Below are 19,116 nucleotides of genomic sequence, written 5' to 3' on the forward strand. Positions count from 1 at the left end.
GGACGCGTAGCAGCCTGACCGCGCCCCGAAGAGCGCGGCCGCCAACGCCTAGCGGTCGAAGGTCGCCGCGTGGGGCCGTGCCGCGACGCTCGTATGCATCTTGGCGGGACCATCCAGCCAGAACGGCGCGAGCTTGGCAGAGTCGACGCGCTCGATGCCGATGACCCACGCGCGCGCAGTCTGCGCGTCGTCGCCTGCGGTGGCGTAAAGGATGTTGGTGGCGACGACGGGAACGAACATCGGGCGGTTGGCGGCGGTCATCGTCTGGATCGCCTCGCGCGCGATCGCGACGACCGTGCGGATCGTGCGCGTCTCGCCCGGCGCAAGCGCAAATGGCGGCGCGGCCGGTCGGCTGACCGCACTTGCATTGAACTGGGCGAGATCGGTGTCCTGGCCTGCGTGCGCAGTCAGGAGCGCGACGCCCGTGCGGATCGCGGTGGCGGGCACGGTCCCGGTGTTGGTGACGACAAGCTCGCACTCGACGGTCGCGCTGAGCATGTTGAGCCCGGCGCGCAACGGGCGGAGATCGCAGGTCAGGCGCGCACGTGGTGCAGCCGCCGGCGTCTTTGCACGGGGTTCGAGGAATTGCGGTGCTGCGACCGCGGCGGCAGGCAGCACGGCGGCAGGAGCGACTGGCGTCGTCACGGGCTCGACCGGCGCGACGACGGGAGCGGGCGCAACAGGCTGCGGGGCCGGCGGCGCGATCGGCTCGACGACAGGTTCGGCTTCGATCCGGTCCTGCCTGCGTCTGCGTGGCGTGCGGCGGAGCGCCCAGAGCGCGCCCAGCACCACGCCGATCGCTGCGAGCGAGAGCCAGAGCGGCATCGCCCTTCCCGTCTCCGGCGCGGAGACCGTCGATTCGGCCGGCGTGACAGGAGCCGGAGCCGGTAAGGTTTGCTCGACAGCGGGTTGCGGGGACGGGGCCGTCTGGGGAGCGGCAGGCTGCGTGTCGGTCGGAGCCACGTCCTGCGCGGGTGGCGGCGATGCCGTCTCGGGCGTCCGGTTAGTCACCGGCGCAGGCTCGGTAGCCGGTGAGCGGGTCGCGGTCGTCGAGGGGCGGGTTTGCCGCGTCTGCTGCTCGTCGCGTGCGGCGGGACGGTCGGCGGTGGTCTTTTCCGGAGCGGACTCGTCCTTCGCGCGCGGACGGGCCGCGCGGCGAGGTGCCGGCGTCTCGGTCGGCAGCGCGATCTTGGGCGTGTCGGGGATCGGGATCGTCGTGGTCTGCGGGGCAGGATTGGCAAGCCCCTCCAGCCCGCGGACCGGCGCGGTCTGGTCGGTCTGTGCCGTTGCCGGGATCGCGAACGTCATCACGGTCATGGTGGCGAGCAGGGCGGCCAGCGCCCCGCGATCGGTCTTCATCGTCGAAAAATCCCCTGCGCGCGGTCGTCGCGGCGTTGTGGGCGGGGGAGGCTGAACGACGCCCGACGGCAACCCGCGATGCGACGAGCCGCGCCGGGGTAGCGGTGAAACGTGATGACCGCGCGGGTGCTTCAGGCCGCTCCCTTGCCCGCCTGCCCGGCACGCGCAGCGGCCGAACGATCGCTCACAGCCCGCTCGCGGTCGTGCATTTGTCCTTGGGCGGAAACCGGTCGTCGGGCGTCGGCGACTGGAAATCCTTGTTGCGCGCGCGAAACATCGCGGTGCGCGTGAAATCGACCGGCAGCGAGAGCATGCGGAACGGAATATCCGTCAGGATCGGCCGATAGCGATAGCTGACCTGGACGTGGAACAGGATCTCGCCCAGCGGCAACCGCCGGCCAGCGGGCAGCGACGCGGTGGTGACGGTCTTGTTGCAGCCCACCTGCGGCGCGATGACATAACCGCCGTCGAAGCGTTGCCACAGGATCTGGTTCTCGGTCGTGCCGTTATTGTCGGTGTCGGTCCCGCGCACGCCGGTGATGACGATCCGCCCGTCGTTGCGCAGATCATAGGGTCGCGCGGTCAGGTCGAGTGCGCTGAACAGGTCGTAGATCTGCGCCTCGCCGATGCCGATATCGCCGGTACCGCTCTGCGCGACGAGATCCGCGCTCATCGCCGCAAGCCGCTGCACGCGGTTATTGGCCATGATGTAATTGCCGAACTCGATCGCGGTCAGCACGAACCCCAGGAACAGCGGAAGCGCCAGCGCGAATTCGAGCATCGCGACCGCGCGCCGCGTGCGCATGAGTGCGGGCAGCAGCGCGGGTATCAGCGGGGCGCGCCTCACGACGCGCTCGTCACGACGGCTTCGTTGCGGACCACCGTCGAGGCCGATACCGGGATCACGCCCGCGCCATAGCCGATCGCGGTCCCCACGAACCCGAACAGGACCCGCTTGGGGAATCTCACGGTGTAGCTCACGACGTCGCCCGGCCCGCCCAGCGTATTGCCGGCGACCTGGGTAGCATTGTCCCACATGCCGTTCCGGTTGCGATCGACATAGGGTTCGCCCTTGTCATATTGCTTGTTGCCGTTCGCGTCGGTGTAGGTTTCGGGGAATGCGGTGCTGAAATCGCGGTAGACGGTGGTGACGATCTCGATCGACTTGCCGGGCGCGGTGCCGAAATCGCTCATCGACTTGGCGATGCTCGCGCGCATGATCGCGGTGCGCTCCGATTCCTTGGTCTCGAGTGTGGCGGTCGCGGCGCGCGCGGCTTCGGTCACCGCGCCCTCCAGCACGACCCGCGCGAACAGCATGTGGCCGAACTCGATCGCGCCGCAGATCAGCGACAGCATCGCCGGCAGGATGATCGCGAACTCGACGATGGTGACGCCGCGCACGTCGGTGCGCAGCCTGGCGGAAACCGTCACTGGACGAGGTGGAGGTCGACGAGTTCGGACGCGATATCGTCGAACGCCGCCTTCAGAGTCGCGGTGTCGGACGTCTGATAGACGTGCCCCGGCGCGCACTGTTCGAACATCGCCAACGTGTTCCGGTCAGTCGTCGTCAGCGCGACGATGTAGACCTTGGGCGCATTGTCCTCCGCCTGGAGTGCGGCACAGGTCTTGGCAAACCGCCGTTCGGACTGACCGATCAGCCCCCCCTTGCTCGACGAGATCGGCGAGTCCGCATAATTGCCGTAGAAGGTCCAGGTCCGGTCGTCATAGCCGTTCTGGCTGGTGCCGAGCGCGGTCTCGCCATCGGTCATGAACACCAGCGCCCGCTTGGGTTCCTCCTGCCCACGCGGCGGCGTTCGCTTGAAGACGTCGTCGCGCACCAGCAACCGATAGCCCCAGAGCAACCCGGCATGGTGCAACGTCCCGTTCGCGGGATAGATGGCGGCGTTCTGGCGATCGATGACGTCGTCGTAGAAGCTGCGCGACCGGCCGTAATCGACCTTGGTCGCGGCCTCCGGACATTGCCAGTTGGGCGACGGGAATTCGGTCTTGTTCCGTGCGCCGTCGTCGACGCTGCCGCCGAGCGGGTTGACGGTATATTCGGTGGCGTCCTTCCAGTTGTTGAACTGGGGGATCCTGTCGTAGCGCACGCGGAACTGCGTGCCGGTGCGCGTCGTGAAGTTCCACGGGTTGCTCGACGGATCGTAGAAGCCGCCATTGTCCGCCCGGACGATCACGTCGTTGTCGGCTTTGGCGGCGTTGTCGTTCAGGTCGATATAGGCGTCGTAAAAGGCCTCGCGGTACGGGTTGTTCGCGAACTGGTTGCCGTAGAAATCCAGGTTGAGCATCTGGTCGTAATAGCTGGGGTGCAACTTGTAGAGATTGTTGTTCGGCTCGACATTAGCAACGCTATAATAGGCGCTCGACGGGTTCGCCTTGGCGCCGGTCGCGACCGCGTTACCCGGCATCTGCGGGACGTACATCGGGGGGATGAAATACGGTTTTACCGGCGGATGCGCGCCTTCGCCCGGCAGCGTGCGATCGATATCCCACGCGTTCGGATCCCGGTATGTCAGCGTCGCGGTCAGATCCTTGACCGTATCGTCCCCGAATACGCAGCCCTTCCACCCGAGCTTGTTGCTGGGCCATGTGCCGCCATAGGTGTTGGCGACCACGTCGTTGAACCCGAACATCTGGCGGACGGACGACGATCGCCAGTCGGTCAGCAACTTGCCGACATTCACGGTGATGTCGTACATGACGTACCCCATCGCCAGATCCTTGCGCGTGTCGCTGCCCTGGAAAAGGATCTCGTTAAAGCTTTTCGCCGCGTCCTTCAGCGCGGTGATGCGGGTCTTGACGACACCGTTCGAGTCGCGCGGCAGGTTGGCCTTGAGCGAACCGGTGTTGTCGAGCACCATCATGACTTCGAGCGGGTGCGGGTTGATCGCCGCCCGCGCGGTCGCACGCACGGGTTGCTGCATGAAGCCGAACAACCGCATGAACGACATCGGCAGCGTCGCGGTGGCGACGACCGTGGTGGTGTTGATGTCCTTGATCACGGTAAAGGCGGGCGCCACCTTCAGGTTCGTGACACCCATATAGGTGTCGGGAAAATTGCCGCTGAAATAGGCCGCGACCTGGCTCTCGCGCGAGTTGCTGGCGGTGCCCGATACCGAGAAGGCGCGCGCGCCGGCGAGCGCCGCCGCGTCGACGCCGGTCTGCAATTGCGACTTCACGATATAGATCCGCCCCGCGTCGATCGCCGAGCCCAGCGCCGCGATCGCCGGGATGAGCCCGGCCGCCATCATGGCGATCGCGGATCCCCTGCGGTTACCGCGCAGGCGCCGTAATGCGCCGCCGAGCGACCCTCGCGGGCCGCTGGCTCGTGTCTTGCCCTGTAGCATCCATCCCCCTCGAACCGGATCGGACCCGGTTCCGTTCATTTTGGTTGAATCGCAGCCGAACATTAAATTGCGGTTATTATTGCCTTTTTTAAGTAGGGCTCGCGGCGGCCGGGCCGGCACCCCGCGTGCCTCAAAATCGACACCGCCCGGGCGCACACCGCCTGCGAGACACACCCTGTCGTCGACAATCCGAGATCGCGCCACGATGAAGCTCCGACTCTTCCCCTCCTGCCTGATCGCCGCCCTGCTCGTGCCGATGGCGGCGCAGGCCGACCCCGCGCCGTTCGACCTGACCGGGCCGACCCTGCGCGTCGGCGTGACCCACGGGACGACGACGCTGCCGATCGCACAGGTCCCCAAGCTCGCGACCGGCGACCGCGTCTCGGTCGCGGCGGACCTGCCGACGGGAAAGAAGGACGATGGCACGCGCTATCTGCTGGTCGCCGCGTTCCTGCGCGGGGCGACCGAACCGCCGCCCAAGTCATGGTTCTTCAAGGCAGAGACGTGGAAGGCCAAGAAGAACACGCTTGCACTGACGGTACCCGAGGGCGCGCGGCAGCTGGTGGTGTTCCTGGTGCCCGAAAGCGGCGGGTTCGATGCGGTGATCAGTGCGGTGCGCAAACAGCCGGGGGCGTTCGTGCGCGCGGTGCAGGATCTCGATCAGGCATCGCTCGACCGCGCGCGGCTCGACGCTTTTCTCGACGGCATCCATGCGCTGGAGCGGACCCGGCCGGAGCGGATCGAGGCGGTGTCGCCGCTGCTGTCGCGCAGCCTGGCGATCAAGCTCAAGGCCGAATGCCTCGATCTCGCCGCGGACCTCCAGGCATCGTGCCTGACGCAGAGCCGCGATTCGCTGGTGCTCGCGGACGGGCAGAGCTCGACGCTGGCGGATACGCTGGTCGGCGCGCCGACCGATCTGGCGTTGCAACTGAGCGCGACGCCGGAGGGCGGGCTTGGCTATTACAGCCCGTATATCGGCGTGGTGCGCGATCTGGCGAAGATCTTCGGCGCGTTCCAGTCGACCCAGTTTCGCTATATTCCCGCGCTCGCGCGCGCGCGTGACGACCGGCTGGCGCTGCTGCTGAACGCCGCGCCGTCGTTCGCGAGTCCGAAATCGGTGATGGTCGTGGCGATGCCGGTGATCGAGACCGGGGCAGCCCAGACCCCGACGATGCGGCGCGCCGAGGCCGACCGGCTGGTCTGCGCGGCCAAGCCCGATCTCGTCCTGCCGGTCGAGGGCGCGCCGCTGATCTATGCGACGCAGTTTGCGCACGACATGATGCTGAGGGTCACGACGCCGCAGGGTGGCGTGGTCGAATTGCCCGTGGAGGCCGATGCCGAGCGCGGCGGTTATGTGCTCGACCAGGTCGGGATGCGGACCGCAGGGCTCGGCAGCGTGACCGATGCGACGCTGCACGGGCGCTGGGGCTTCACGCCGTTCGACGGGCCGCGCTTCCGCTTGCAGGTGCCGCGCGCCGGCGGGTGGCAGATGGTGGATACCGATCCCGAGAGCCTGGTGGTCGGGCGCGACAACGCGGTGGCGCTGAGCGGACCGACGCCGAGCTGCGTCGAGTCGGTGACGTTGGTCGGCACCGCGGGCGACGTGCCGCTGGCGTGGACGTCGACCGGCGATCGGATCGGGCTGACCCTGCCGCTGGCAAAGGCAACGCCGGGGAAACTCGCGTTGCTCGTGAAGCAATATGGCGTCGAGGCGCCCGAGCGGATCGCGTTGACCGCGCTCGCCGAGGCGGGGCGGATCGATGGATTCACGGTGCATGCGGGCGATGCGTCGGGCACGCTGGCGGGGACCCGGCTCGACCTGGTGGCGTCGATGAGCGTCGACGGGGTGACGTTCAAGCCGGGCGACGTGGTGCGCGCGGACAAGACCGACCGATTGGCGCTGGTGGCAGATACGGCGCCGCCGTTCGCCGCGGGCCAGGCAAAGACCGCGCTCGTCACGTTGAGCGATGGGCGCAAGCGTTCGGTGAAGTTCGCGGTCGCCGCCGCGCGGCCTAAGGCGACGCTGATCGCCAAGAGCGCGGTGTCGCCGCCCGCCTCCGGGCTGCCGGTGGTACTCGCCGGGGATACGGCTATCGCGCAGGATGCGCGCCTGACATTTTCCGTCCGCGCCGAGGGAACGCGGTTTTCGCCGGGCGACAGCATCGAGATCGCGACGGCGGATGGCGCGATGACGACCAGTGTCACGTCGGGGCGCGGATTGACCGTGCAGGACGACCGGATCGCGGTGGTGTCGGTCGAGCCGGGCAAGGCGCTGGGCGTGTCGGCGCATGGGCCGCTCGTCTGGCGGCTGGTGCAGGGCGACGTCGCGGGCGACTGGGTGCCGCTGACGACGCTCGTTCGCGTGCCTGTTCTGGCGGGGGTGACCTGCAACACGGTCTGCATGCTGGCGGGGAGCAACCTGTTCCTGATCGACTCGGTCGCGGCCAGCAGCGGGTTTGCGGGTGCCGTTCGGGTGCCCGAAGGCTATACCGGCGCAACTTTGGCGGTGCCGCAACCGGCCGGCGGCACGCTGTTCCTGCGGTTGCGGGACGATCCGGCGGTGACGGCGACGGTCGCCGTCAAACCCTGACCGCAAAGCCGGCCCGTTTGCGGTGGCGGCGGATGGCCACTTGTCGCTATGGGGCGCGGATGACCGCATCGGATCTCCAGAGCCTGTTCGTGACCAACCTCGTCCGGTACAATAGCGGCGACCGGCGACGGTGGCGGCTGATCGTCGGCGACGTCCGCGTCTACAGCCTCGCGACGCACGCGCATTGCAACTGGGCGGTGACGCCGTCGGGCAGCGCGAGCGAGGTCGACGCGGTCGAGCGGCTGGCGGACCGGCTGCGCGAGGATCACCCCATCATCACCGCCGGCTGACCGCGGCATTTATCAGGAGCTGAACATGGCAAAGCAATATTGGGCGCAGATCATCGAACTCGACGAGGAGATGACCCCTGCGACGATCCCCGGCGCGACCGACCACGAGGATGCCGCGGATTCGCTGGTCGCCGATTTCGTCGGCGCGATGGGCGGCGAGATCACCGAGGGCGCGGTCCGAGTCTGGGTGCAGGGCGGCGTCGAGAAGGTGTATGACTGGAAGGCCGACTTCACGATGCCCGACATGGACGAGATGGGCGACGAGGACGAGATGGAAGTCGAGGGCGAGATCGAGCTGACCGAGCGCGTCTGATCTGTCGTCTGCCGCCCTGTTCCCCCGCGGAGGCGGGGGAATGGAGGGCAGATTACGGTACCGTCTGGCCTGCCGGGGCGAGTTCGTGCCAGCTATGGTCGTCATGGGCCAGGAGCGCATCCGCCGCGGTGGGGCCCATCGAACCCGCCTCATAAAGCTCGGGCGTGCTCGTATCGCTTGCCCACAGATCGAGGAACGGCTGCACCGCGGCCCATCCCGCCTCGATCGCATCGGCGCGCTGGAACAGCGTTTGGTCGCCGACGAACAGATCGTAGATCAGCGATTCATACCCCGTCAGGTGGCCGATATCGAACGCGTCGGCGTAGCGGAAATCGAGCGCGATCGGCGCGGTCGCGACCTCAAGGCCGGGGCGCTTGATGTTAATGTCCATGCTCAGCCCCTCGTCGGGCTGGATCTGGATGATCAGCCGGTTGGGCGGGAGCATGTCGGCTGGCGCGCCGGGGAACGAGGCGAACGGTACGGGCTTGAAGGTGATCGCGATCTCGGTGTCTCGGCAGGTCATCGCCTTGCCGGTGCGCAGGTAGAACGGCACCCCTGCCCAGCGCCACGTATCGACCATCAGCTTCAGCGCGACATAGGTCTCCGTCCGGCTGTCGGGCGCGACATCGGCGCTGGCGGTGTAAGCGGGCACGGCGTTGCCCTTCACCGTGCCAGCTGTGTACGTGCCGCGCACGCCGTTGCGTTTCGCCTTGGCGGGCGAATAGACGCGGACGGCCTTGAGGACTTTGCCCTTCTCGTTCCGGATCGCCTCGGCATCGAAGCTGGCCGGCGGCTCCATCGCAACCATCGCGAGCAGTTGGAACAGGTGGTTGGGCACCATGTCGCGCAACGCGCCGGTCGCATCGTAGAACTTGCCGCGCGTGCCGACGTCGACCGTCTCGGCGGCGGTGATCTGGACGTGCGCAATGCAGTCGGCGTTCCACACGCGCTCGATCATCATGTTCGCGAACCGCGCGGTCATGATGTTCTGGACCGTCTCCTTGCCGAGGAAATGATCGATCCGGTAGACCTGCGCCTCCGACACCTTGGCGAGGATGCGCGCATTGAGCGCGCGGGCGGACGCGAGATCATGGCCGAACGGCTTCTCGATCGCGATCCGGCGGAATGCGTGCGCGTCTTCGCGCATCAGGCCGTGGTCGGCGAGCTTGTCGACGATCTCGCCGAAGAACTTGGCAGGCACCGCGAGATAGAAGGCGACGTTGCCGCTCACCCGCGACTTGAGCTGCGCGTAGACGTCGTCCTTCGTGAAATCGCCCTGGAGATAGCCGACGCGGTCCTTGAGCCGCGCCCAGGCGTCTCCCTTCTCCCCGGCCCCCTCGCCGCCCTTCGCATCGAAATTCCCGAGCGCATCGCGCAGCGACTGGTCGTTCCCCTTGTCGATACCGACGCCGAGCACGCTGAAATCCCCACCGACCAGTCCCAGCCGGGTCATGTTGATCAGTGCAGGCATCAGTAGACGGCGGGTCAGGTCCCCGAACGCCCCGAAGATCACGAGAGTCGTCGGCGGTGCGGGCTTGACGGATTTGCTCACGAAGACGCCTCGGACATGAATCGACCCTTTCGGTTATGGTCTCCCCAAACAGCGTAGCCGGTGCCGATGTTCCCGACCCCGGCCCCGCGCGTGCCTCAGGTGGCGGTCAGGATGTTGTCGCCGAACGCGCGCGCATCGACCTCCGCCCAGTCGAGCTCCTCCTGAAGTCGGCGATAGACGTCCTCTGCAATCTCGCCCTTGTCGCGCATCGCGTGCAGCGTGACTCGCTGGCAGGCGATCATCTCGAGGTGGAGCACGTCGAATTCGGAGGTCGCCTGTGGATCTTCGGCCTCGGCGGTAACCTTGCCCGCGGCACCGTAGCGGAAGCGCAGTGCATCCGCTGCCTCGCCCGCGCGCGCCGGCAGCACCGCAAGGCCAGCATCGATCAGCCGCTTGCGGGCAGGCGCGATCTCGTCCGCCAGTCCGGTGTCCGCGCCGAGATCGAGGCGGCGGATCAGCGGGCCAAGCGTGAGACCCTGCAGCACCAGCGTGCCGATCACGACGCCGAACGCGGCCAGCACGATCAGGTCGCGCCCCGGCACCGACTGCGGCAGTGCGAAGGCCGTCGCCAGCGTCAGCAACCCGCGCATACCCGACCAGGACAGGATCATCGACGCGTTCCACGGTGGCGGCTTGGGCAGCCAGGACGGCGCATAGCGCTTGGCGATCGCGCCTTCGATAAAGCGGACGAGGAACACCCACGCCACGCGGGTGATCAGCACGGTCGCGAGCACCACCGCTGCAAACCCGATCGCGGGCCAACGCTGCTCGGCCGGCAGGCCGACCAGCACGTCGCGCGACTGCAGCCCCATCAGCGCGAACGCGATCACGTTGAGGACGAGCACCGCCGCCGACCAGACCGCGGCGCCCTGCAACCGGTCGCGCGCGGGTTGGTCGATCGGGCGGCGCTGCGACACGATCATGCCGAACGTCACGATTCCCAGAACCGGCGAGATATGCAGCCGCTCGGCGACCAGCCAGATCGCGAACGTCACCGCGAAATCGGCAAGGCCCGCGCCCAGCGTGCCCGCGAACAGCGGTACGATCCGAAGATAGCCCCAGGCGGCGATCGCTCCGAACACGATCCCACCCGGTACCGCGGCGGCGAGCGCGAGCGGCGTCACCGGCGTGTCGGCATGCGTCGCGAACGCGACCGCGAGCCCGAACAGCAACAGTGCGGTCGCGTCGTTGAGCAGACTTTCGCCCTGAAGCAACAACAGCCCGCGCCGTGGAATGCCGACTTCGCCAAGGACCGCTTCCGAGGCCGCGGCGTCGGGCGGCGCGACGATCGCGCCGAGCGCGAACGCGGCGGCAAGCGGCAGTCCGCCCAGCGTCACGCCGACCAGCGCGACGGTCGCGGTGGTGATGAGCACCGCGAACACCGCGAGCGACAGCAGCGGGAACCAGTGGCGCCGCAGCGCGCGCGGGCTGGTGTGATAGGCGGCGTGAAGCAGCGCCGGCGCGATGAACAGTGCGAGTGCCAGATGGGGCTCGACCGTGATCCGCGGCGCGAACGGCAATGCCGCGAAGCCCAGCCCGGCAACCGCCAGCAAGGTAGGATACGGCATGTTGAGCTTGCGCGCGAGGACCAGCAGGACCAGCGCGGTCAGCAGGATCGCGTCGAGACTTTCAAATATCTGCACGCATGCGCAACGGTCGGCGCCGCGCAATGGGCCCGGCTGGTGGCCAGGCGACGCCCCCGCTTTGCATCCGACGCGGGGCACGCGTTTGGACTATACCGGGACGTAACACAAAGCATCATCGTCCCCCGCCAGGGGGAGGTGGCGCGAAGCGACGGAGGGGGCGGACACGGAACGGCAGTTCCCCCTTACCTCCCCCTCCGTCAGGCTATCGCCTGCCACCTCCCCCTTGCGGGGGAGGACTCGTGCGTAAGCGTTAGGGCCGGCGCGTGTCGGCGGTGGCGGGGGCGATCGTGACGCCGCCGCCCAGTGCGCGGAACAGCTCCACCGAGTTGCTGTCACGCGTCAGCCGCGCGGCCAGCAACGTCTGTTGCGCGGTGTAGAGCGAGCGCTGCGAATCGAGCGTGTTGAGGAACGTGTCGATGCCCGCACGGAAACGCAGTTCCGACAGCCGGAACGCGCCTGCCGCGTTGTCGCGCAGCGACGTCTGCGCCTGCAACTGCGCACCGATCGTGCCACGCCGCGCGAGCGCATCGGCGACCTCGCGGAAGCCGGTCTGGACGCTCTTCTCGTATGTCGCGACCGCGGCATCGCGCGTGGCCTGTGCGTAGCGCAGATTGCCCTTGTTCTTGCCGAAGTCGAACAGCGTCTGGCTGACCGATGGCGCGACCGACCAGTTCTGGCTGCCGCTGCCGAACAGGTTCGACAGGCCGAGGCTGATCGTGCCGAACGCCGCGGTGAGCGAGATGTTCGGGAAGAACGCCGCGCGTGCCGCGCCAATATTGGCGTTGGCGGCGATCAGCTGATGCTCGGCCGAGGCGATGTCCGGGCGGCGCAACAGCACCGCCGACGGCAGGTTGGACGGCAGATTCTCCAGCGTCGGGCTGGTTTCCTCGAGCCGCGCCGGCAGTACGTCCGCGGTCAGCGTCGTGCCGGCGAGCAGGTTCAGCGCATTCTGGTCCTGCGCGATCAGCGTGGTCGCATCGGCGATGTCCGAACGCGCCTGATCATAGCTGGTGCTCGCCTGGCGCACTTCGAGTTCGGACGCGATGCCGATCCGGAACCGGTCCTGCGTCAGCTTGACGGTCTGGCCATAGGCCTTTTCCGTGTCGCGGGCGATCTTGAGACGATCCTGGTCGGCCGCCATGGTAAGCCACTGAGTCGCGATCTCCGCGATCAGCGACACCTGGGCTGCGTTGCGGTTTTCCTCCGCAGCGAAATACTGTTCCTGCTGCGCCTGCGTCAGGTTGCGGACTCGGCCGAACAGGTCGATTTCCCACGCCGAGACGCCGACATTGGCCGAGTAGATATCGGTCCGGCCGCTGCCCGTGGTGACCGCGCCGGCGCCGGTCCCGGTCCCCGTGCCTGTTCCGGTTCCGGTTCCGGTTCCGGTTCCGGTTCCAGTGCCCGTGCCGCCCGTCGCGCCGCCGCCGATATTGTTGAACGGCGATTTGGCGTAGCTTGCGCTGCCGCTCGCCGCAAAGGTCGGGAACAGATCGGCCCGCTGGACGCGGTATTGCGCGCGCGCCTGCGCCACGTTGGCGACAGAGACACGAAGGTCGCGGTTGTTCTCCAGCGCGGTGCGGATCACGCGGCGCAGGCGATCGTCGGTGAAGAACACCTCCCACGACGTATCCGCGGGCATGATCGCCCCCGCCGCATCGGTCGCCGCATAAGCGGGACCAGTCGGCGTGGTTGCCGGCACCGACAATTCGGGCCGGACATATTTCGGGGCGAGGTTACAGCCGGCGAGCGTGAGCCCGGCGGCGAACAGGAGCGCGGTCTTGCGCGAGATCATAGGGGCGAACATCTGGATCAGGCCTCCTGCGGCCGCTGGTCGTGGGGGGGCGTGGGATCGCCGTCACGGGTGTCGTCGTCATTGCGTACCTGATCGCGGTCCTGCCCCGCGCCGGCCTTGTCCTGCTTGAAGACGCGCTTCACGAGCAGGAAGAACAGCGGCACGAAGAAGATCGCGAGGACGGTCGCGGACAGCATGCCGCCGACCACCGCCCAGCCGATCGCGTTCTGACCGCCGGCACCGGCGCCGCTCGACAGTGCGAGCGGCAACACGCCGAAGATGAACGCGAACGACGTCATCAGGATCGGGCGAAGGCGAAGCTTCGCCGCCTCGACCGCGGCATCGGCCGCGTTCATCCCGTCGCCCATCTTCTCCTCGGCGAACTCGACGATCAGGATCGCGTTCTTCGCCGCCACGCCGATCGTCGTGATCAGCCCGACCTGGAGGTAGATGTCGTTGTTCAGCCCGAAGATCATCGCCGCGGCCACCGCGCCGAGGACGCCGAGCGGCACCACGAGCAGGACGGCGATCGGGATCGACCAGCTCTCGTACAAAGCCGCGAGGCAGAGGAACACGATCAGCAGCGACAGCGCATAGACCGTGGTCGACTGGCCAGCGGACAGGTTTTCCTCGTAGCTCAGGCCGGTCCACTCATAGCCGATGCCGGGTGGCAGCTTGGCCGCCATCTCCTCCATCGCCTTGATCGCGGTGCCGCTGCTGACGCCCGGCGCCGGCGAACCCATGATCTCGAACGAGGCCACGCCATTGTACCGCTCGAGACGCGACGGGCCATATTGCCAGTTGGTCGTCGAGAAGGACGAGAACGGCGCCATCGCGTTGCTGGTCGTGCCGCGGACGTAGAAGTTGCCGAGATCGGCGGGCGTCGTGCGGAACGGTGCGTCGGCCTGCACATACACCTTCTTCACGCGACCGCGGTCGATGAAGTCGTTGATGTAGGCGCCACCGAAGGCGGTGCTGACGGTGGTGTTGATGTCCGACTGGCTGAGACCGAGCGCGCCGGCCTGCGCCTGGTCGACGTTCAGTTTCAGCTGTGGCGCATCCTCAAGGCCGTTGGGGCGGACCTGCATCAGGCGCTTGTCCTGACTGGCCATGCCGAGCAGCATGTTGCGCGCCTCGAGCAGTTTCTCGTGACCGACGCCGGCATTGTCCTTCAGCATGAAGTCGAAGCCGTTGGCGTTGCCGAGTTCCTGCACGGCGGGCGGCACGAAGCCGATGACCATGCCCGCGCGGATCCCGGCGAGTGCCTTGTTGGCGCGCCCTGCGACCGCGGCGACGGTGTTGTCCTTGCCGCTGCGATCCTCCCACGGCTTGAGCTGGATGAAGGCGATGCCGACATTCTGGCCCTGGCCGACGAAACCGAACCCGCTGATCGTGAAGATGCCCGAAATATTGGCCTTTTCGTCAATCAGGAAGTGATCGCGGACCTTGTCCATCGTCCGCGCGGTTTCCTCCATCGGGGTTCCCGACGGCATCGAGACCTGTGCGAACATGACGCCCTGATCTTCCTCGGGAAGGAAGCCCGACGGCAGGCGCAGGAAGATGAACGCCATGCCGACGACGATCACGGCATAGACCAGCATCGTGCGGACCCAGCCCTTCTCGACGCGGCGCAGGCCGTTGCCATATTTGCCGACGCCCTTGTCGAAGGTGCGGTTGAACCAGCCGAAGAAGCCCTTCTTCTCGCCATGCCCGTCCTTGGCAGGCTTCAGGATCGTAGCGCAGAGCGCGGGCGTCAGGATCAACGCGACCAGCACCGACAGCGCCATCGCCGACACGATGGTGATCGAGAACTGGCGGAAGATCACGCCGGTCGAGCCGCTGAAGAACGCCATCGGCAGGAACACCGCCGACAGCACCAGGCCGATACCGATCAGCGCGCCGCTGATCTCGTCCATCGACTTCTTCGCGGCTTCCTTGGGAGAGAGCCCCTCTTCCTGGATCAGGCGTTCGACGTTCTCGACGACGACGATCGCGTCATCGACGAGCAGACCGATCGCCAGCACCATGCCGAACAAGGTCAGCGTGTTGATCGTGAACCCCGCGACCTGAAGCACGGCAAGGCTGCCGAGCAGCACGACCGGCACCGCGATCGTCGGGATCAACGTGGCGCGGAAATTCTGGAGGAACAGGAACATCACGAGGAAGACGAGGACGATCGCCTCGATCAGCGTGTGGATGACCTGCTCGACCGACAGCCGGACGAACGTCGAGTTGTCGATCGGGAAGGCGACCTTGACGTCGGGCGGGAACTGCTTGGCGATCCGCGCGACCTCGGCCTTGACCAGCGTGACGGTATCGAGCGCGTTGGCGCCCGGTGCCAGCTTCACGCCAAAGCCTGCGGCCTGCTTGCCGTTGTAGCGCGCCTGGAAGCTGTAGTTTTCCGAACCCATCTCGACTCGGGCGACATCCGACAGACGCACGGTCGCACCGCTGGTCGCCGAGCGGACGATGATCGCACGGAACTGCTCGGGCGTCTGGAGACGAGTCTGCGCGGTGACGGTCGCGTTGAGCGACTGGCCCTTCACCGCGGGCAGGCTGCCGACCTGGCCGGCCGAAACCTGCGCGTTCTGCGCGGTCAGCGCCGAGGTGATGTCGGTGACGGTAACGCCAAGGTTCGACATCTTGAACGGATCGACCCAGATCCGCATCGAGTATTGCGCGCCGAACACCTGCGTGTCGCCGACGCCCTTGATGCGGCTGAGCGGATCCTGGAGCTTCGACGCGATCAGATCGCCGAGATCGACCTGGTCATGCGCGCCATTCTCGGAATAGGCGGCGATGACGAGCAGGAAGTTGGCGGTCGCCTTGGTCACGCGGAGACCCGCCTGCTGCACTTCCTGCGGCAGGAGCGGAGTCGCCTGTTGCAGCTTGTTCTGCACCTGGACCTGCGCGATGTCGGGATCGGTACCCTGCTCGAAGGTCAGCGTGATCGCGAGGTTGCCCGAGCCGTCAGACGTCGAGGCGAAGTAGCGAAGGTTGTCGATCCCCTTCATCTGCTGCTCGATGATCTGGGTCGTCGTGTTCTCGAGCGTCTGTGCGTCGGCGCCCGGATAGGACGTCGCGACCGTCACCTTGGGCGCGGCGATCTCAGGGAACTGCGCGATCGGCAGCGAGCGGATCGCGAGGATGCCGGCCAGCATCAGGATGATCGCGATGACCCATGCGAAGATGGGTCGATCGATGAAATAGCGTGACATGGGCGGTTACTTCCCGGCCTGCGCGGAACTGTTGCTGGTCGCGCCGGACGCGTCGCCGCCTCCGGGTGCAGCCCCGGGCGCGCCGGCGGCCTTGCCGATCTGCTGCGGAGCACCGGGCTTGACGGTCGCGCCGGGACGCAGGTTCAGCAGGCCCTCGACGATCAGCTTGTCGCCGGGCTTCAGCCCGCTGGTGACGATCCACTTGTCGCCGATCACGCGGTCGGTGGTGACGGTGCGCTGCTCGACCTTGTTCTGTGCGTTGACGACCAGCGCGGTCGCACCGCCGCGCGGATCGCGCGTGATGCCCGCGGTGGGCGCCATGATCGCCTGGCGACGCGTGCCCTCGACCAGCTTCGCGCGGACATACATGCCCGGCAGCAGCAGGCCGTTGGGGTTGGGGAAGCTCGCGCGCAGCGTGACCGCGCCGGTGGTCTGGTCGACGGTGACTTCGGCGAACTGGAGACGCCCCTCGATCGGGTAGGTCTGGCCGTTCGGCAGGATGAGCTGGACGCGTGCGCTGCCGTCGCCGCGGGTCACGCCGCCGGTCGCCATCGCCTGCTTGAGATCGAGCAGCTGCGCGGCGGACTGTACGACGTCGACATAGACGGTGTTGGTCCGCTGGATCGTCGCGAGCGGATCGGTCTGGCCGGTCTGGACAAGCGCGCCGACGGTCACCAGCGACCGGCCGATACGACCCGAGATCGGCGCCTTGATGCGCGTGAAGCCGAGGTTGACGCGCGCGGACTGGACCGACGCCTGCTGCGCTGCAACATTGGCGCGCGCCTGTTGGGCGGACGCGGTGGCGTTGTCCGCCTCCTGCTTGCTGACCGCGTTCAGCGCGACGAGCTGGCCGTAGCGCTGCGCCTGGAGCCGGGTCGCGTTGATCTGCGATTGCGCCGCGCCGAGCTGGCCCTGCGCGCTGGCGAGTGCCGCGCGATAGGGTGCGTCCTCGATCGCGTAGAGAACCTGACCCTTGCTGACCATCGCGCCCTCGGTGAACAACCGGTCGCGGACCACGCCGCTGACCTGCGGACGCACTTCCGACGTCTCCACCGCAGCGATCCGGCCGGGCAGCTCGGAGGTAAGGACGACCGATTCCTCGGCGACGTTGACGACCCCGACGGTTGGCGTGGGCGGCGGCGGGGGCGCCTCCTCCTTGCTGCACGCGGTCATCAGTGCAAGCGCGGCGAAAGCCACCGTTCCCTTGAGATTCAATCGCTGCATGTTGAGCATCCCGACGTCCGTGCAGATAGGTTTTACCGGAATGAACGTTCATTCCGCTTGCCTGCCCGCTAGGATTGTGCGAGCGGCGGGTCAACCAAAAAACGCGTTGAGGATATGGTTTTGCGTGCAGTGCAACATGAGATCGGGAGCCGCGAGCGTATCGTTGCCGCCGCCCGTTACCTGTTCGCGACCCAAGGGTTTCATCAGACTCCGATGTCCGAACTCGCCGTCGCGGCGGGCGTATCGGTCGGCCAGATCTATCGCCTGTTCACAGGCAAGAACGCGGTGATCCAGGCGATCGTCACGGAAGACACGGCGGCGAAGATGACCGAGCTCCAGGCGATGAACGCGTCGGTGAAGTCCGGCGAGTTCTCGATCGAGGAAGGGTTCGTCGCGCTGGCGCAGCGTGCCCTGTCCAAGGGCGACGAGGCGCTGTCGTTCGAGATCATGGCCGAGGCGCACCGCAATGCCGACGTGGCGGACACGATCGCCGACCTGTGCCGCGATTTCCGGCAGATGATCCGCGAGCTCGCCTGCGTCGCCAACCCTGACCTGTCGGACAACGATCTCGAAGGCGCGGAGGAGCTGATCCTGGCGTTCATGTTCGGGCTTGGCCATCGCACCCTGTCGCGGCCGCAACTGTCCGAAGGCGAGACGGCGCGATTGACGGGCCGAATGATCCTGGCCGCGGTCCGCGCGCTCTAGGCGTTCCCGCCGGCGTGTCGTTTGCGACCGTGGGGATCGCGCCTACATAGCGCCTGCCACCGATGCGCGGTGGACCTCGGCTAGGAAGCATCATGACCAGAACCGTCCTCATCACCGGCGCCACCTCCGGAATCGGCGAGGCCGCCGCGCACGCCTTTGCGGGCGCAGGCTGGCGCGTGATCGCAACCGGACGCCGGGCCGAACGGCTCGATGCACTGGTCACCGCGCTGGGTGCGGACAGGGTTCATCCGCTGGTCTTCGACATTTGCGACGAGGCCGCGCGCGATGCCGCCCTTGCCGGCTTGCCTGTCGCGTTTGCCGATATCGACCTGCTGATCAACAATGCCGGCCTGGCGCTGGGGACGAAACCCGCGGACCAGGCGAATGTCGACCAGTGGAAGACGATGATCGCGACCAACGTCACCGCCTTGGTGTCGATGACGCACAGGCTGTTGCCGGGGCTGATCGCGCGCAAGGGGGCGATCATCAACATCTCGTCGGTCGCCGCGACCTACCCCTATACCGGTGGCAACGTGTATGGCGGCACCAAGGCGTTCGTCGAGCAATTCTCGCTGGGGTTGCGATCGGACCTGCACGGCAAGGGCGTCCGCGTGACGTCGATCGAGCCGGGGATGATCGAAACCGAGTTCACGCTGGTCCGCACCGCGGGCGATCAGGCCGCGTCGGACACGCTGTACAGCGGTGCCGATCCGATGACGGGGGGCGACCTTGCAGAAACGCTGTTGTGGATCGCCCAAATGCCGCCACACCTGAACATCAACCGGCTCGAGATCATGCCAGTGAGCCAGTCCTTCGCCGGGTTCCAGGTCGCACGGAACGGCTGAAGACGGAGTATTCGTCAAGCCGCCGGGCTTGATGAGCTTTGTACAATTGCGCGCGTGCCGCGGTGACATCTTCACCGGCGTCACCGCGCAATTGCTTGACTCCCCAGTGCTTTGGCCGACTGGGATGCGATAGTATACGGCAGTGCGAACGATCACTTAACCATGCCGGTCGTATGGAGCGTCATGACCCACCGCCCTACCCCCGCGCCAGATAGAC

At 67.1% G+C, this 19,116-nt stretch carries 14 protein-coding genes; 5 read left to right on the forward strand and 9 right to left on the reverse strand.

From position 1 onward, the window contains the following. Positions 1–48: 48 nt before the first annotated feature. From ASE79_RS21785 to ASE79_RS17860, 4 genes are all read right to left on the reverse strand, one after another. On the reverse strand, positions 49–1,359 hold the full coding sequence (locus ASE79_RS21785) for a hypothetical protein (protein WP_056419902.1): 1,311 nt from the start codon (positions 1,357–1,359) through the stop codon (positions 49–51). 184 nt (positions 1,360–1,543) lie between these two features. Then, entirely contained in the window at positions 1,544–2,206 is a 663-nt protein-coding gene (locus ASE79_RS17850) for a TadE/TadG family type IV pilus assembly protein (protein ID WP_235517045.1), read from the reverse strand. After that, a complete protein-coding gene (locus ASE79_RS17855; RefSeq protein ID WP_056419908.1) occupies positions 2,203–2,790 on the reverse strand; it encodes a TadE family protein in 588 nt (195 codons plus the stop codon). Before ASE79_RS17855 ends, ASE79_RS17850 begins: the two co-directional genes overlap by 4 nt. Further along, positions 2,787–4,787, reverse strand: a complete 2,001-nt coding sequence (locus ASE79_RS17860; protein ID WP_082445430.1) for a Tad domain-containing protein — start codon at positions 4,785–4,787, stop codon at positions 2,787–2,789. Before ASE79_RS17860 ends, ASE79_RS17855 begins: the two co-directional genes overlap by 4 nt. A 142-nt stretch (positions 4,788–4,929) precedes the next feature. On the opposite strand from ASE79_RS17860, the gene ASE79_RS17865 reads away from it, so the two are divergent. Genes ASE79_RS17865 through ASE79_RS17875 form a run of 3 tightly spaced genes read left to right on the forward strand, consistent with a single transcriptional unit; the run spans position 4,930 to position 7,917 of the window. Then, positions 4,930–7,314: a hypothetical protein gene (locus ASE79_RS17865; protein WP_056419915.1), complete on the forward strand. Its 2,385-nt coding sequence runs from the start codon at positions 4,930–4,932 to the stop codon at positions 7,312–7,314. Positions 7,315–7,373: 59 nt separating this feature from the next. Next, positions 7,374–7,604 carry a hypothetical protein gene (locus ASE79_RS17870; protein ID WP_056419918.1) on the forward strand — a complete coding sequence of 77 codons (231 nt, stop codon included), beginning with the start codon at positions 7,374–7,376 and terminating at the stop codon, positions 7,602–7,604. Between the two features lie 25 nt (positions 7,605–7,629). After that, the gene (locus ASE79_RS17875) at positions 7,630–7,917 is read left to right on the forward strand and encodes a hypothetical protein (RefSeq protein WP_055879746.1); all 288 of its coding nucleotides are present in this window, start codon (positions 7,630–7,632) and stop codon (positions 7,915–7,917) included. Between the two features lie 52 nt (positions 7,918–7,969). On the opposite strand, the gene zwf is transcribed toward ASE79_RS17875, so the two are convergent. The 5 genes from zwf to ASE79_RS17900 form a co-directional block, all read right to left on the reverse strand. Further along, the gene (gene zwf / locus ASE79_RS17880) at positions 7,970–9,469 is read right to left on the reverse strand and encodes a glucose-6-phosphate dehydrogenase (RefSeq protein WP_056419920.1); all 1,500 of its coding nucleotides are present in this window, start codon (positions 9,467–9,469) and stop codon (positions 7,970–7,972) included. A gap of 95 nt (positions 9,470–9,564) precedes the next feature. Continuing rightward, positions 9,565–11,112: a cation:proton antiporter gene (locus ASE79_RS17885; protein WP_056419923.1), complete on the reverse strand. Its 1,548-nt coding sequence runs from the start codon at positions 11,110–11,112 to the stop codon at positions 9,565–9,567. Between the two features lie 253 nt (positions 11,113–11,365). Beyond that, complete coding sequence (locus ASE79_RS17890; protein ID WP_235517047.1) at positions 11,366–12,919, reverse strand: efflux transporter outer membrane subunit; 1,554 nt, start codon at positions 12,917–12,919, stop codon at positions 11,366–11,368. A 5-nt stretch (positions 12,920–12,924) separates the two neighbouring features. Beyond that, complete coding sequence (locus ASE79_RS17895; RefSeq protein ID WP_056419929.1) at positions 12,925–16,125, reverse strand: efflux RND transporter permease subunit; 3,201 nt, start codon at positions 16,123–16,125, stop codon at positions 12,925–12,927. Between the two features lie 6 nt (positions 16,126–16,131). After that, positions 16,132–17,349, reverse strand: coding sequence for an efflux RND transporter periplasmic adaptor subunit (locus ASE79_RS17900; protein WP_056420511.1), 1,218 nt, complete (start codon positions 17,347–17,349; stop codon positions 16,132–16,134). A gap of 213 nt (positions 17,350–17,562) precedes the next feature. On the opposite strand from ASE79_RS17900, the gene ASE79_RS17905 reads away from it, so the two are divergent. Then, a complete protein-coding gene (locus ASE79_RS17905; RefSeq protein WP_234422726.1) occupies positions 17,563–18,054 on the forward strand; it encodes a TetR/AcrR family transcriptional regulator in 492 nt (163 codons plus the stop codon). A gap of 92 nt (positions 18,055–18,146) precedes the next feature. Continuing rightward, positions 18,147–18,899, forward strand: coding sequence for an SDR family NAD(P)-dependent oxidoreductase (locus ASE79_RS17910; protein ID WP_056419931.1), 753 nt, complete (start codon positions 18,147–18,149; stop codon positions 18,897–18,899). The last annotated feature ends 217 nt before the right edge of the window (positions 18,900–19,116 follow it).

This window comes from Sphingomonas sp. Leaf28, assembly GCF_001421685.1.
Classification (GTDB): domain Bacteria; phylum Pseudomonadota; class Alphaproteobacteria; order Sphingomonadales; family Sphingomonadaceae; genus Sphingomonas; species Sphingomonas aurantiaca.